The organism is Pararobbsia alpina, assembly GCF_902859895.1.
GTDB lineage: Bacteria > Pseudomonadota > Gammaproteobacteria > Burkholderiales > Burkholderiaceae > Pararobbsia > Pararobbsia alpina.
Genome location: NZ_CADIKM010000223.1, coordinates 1 through 594 on the forward strand (window position 1 = coordinate 1; position 594 = coordinate 594).

General features: G+C 54.7%; 1 protein-coding gene. It reads left to right on the forward strand.

Annotated features, from left to right (window positions below; all coding sequences use genetic code 11):
* Nucleotides 1-46: 46 nt before the first annotated feature.
* A partial coding sequence (locus HV670_RS30390) for a YoaK family protein (protein WP_175108596.1) occupies nucleotides 47-594 on the forward strand: 548 nt, incomplete at its 3' end.

Here is a 594-nt window from a genome sequence, read left to right on the forward strand (position 1 = left end):
TTCCAAGTGTCTTGGGGTGTCGTCGTCTTTGGAGTGGCTCGAAATCATGCCGATAAATTATCTCCGAGCTTTCACTGCGCCCACACGCACTGACAACTCAAACCGGCGACTCGGATGCGCGCTAGCCTTTGTAGCTGGAGCTGCCAATGCCGGTGGTTTTCTCGCAGTTGGTCAGTACACGTCCCATATGTCTGGAATCGTATCGTCGCTTGCGGACAATATGATTCTCGGTCAAGTAGCGTTCGTAGCTTCTGCAGCGGGGTCGGTTGCCGCATTTCTTTTGGGCGCGGCGAGCTCGGCAATTCTAATCAACTGGGGACGCCAGCATGGCGTGCAGAGCGTCTATGCAACGCCGCTGCTGCTGGAGGCCATCCTGCTATTGTGTTTCGGCTTGTTGGGAGCGAACCTCGAAGCCCACCGCCTTTTCTATATACCGCTGACAGTCGCACTGCTGTGCTTCGTGATGGGCCTGCAGAACGCGATGATAACGAAGATTTCGAAGTCGGAAATCCGGACTACTCATATGACAGGCCTGGTGACCGATATCGGCATTGAACTGGGCAAGAGCTTGTACTGGAATCGTGGAATGCCGCT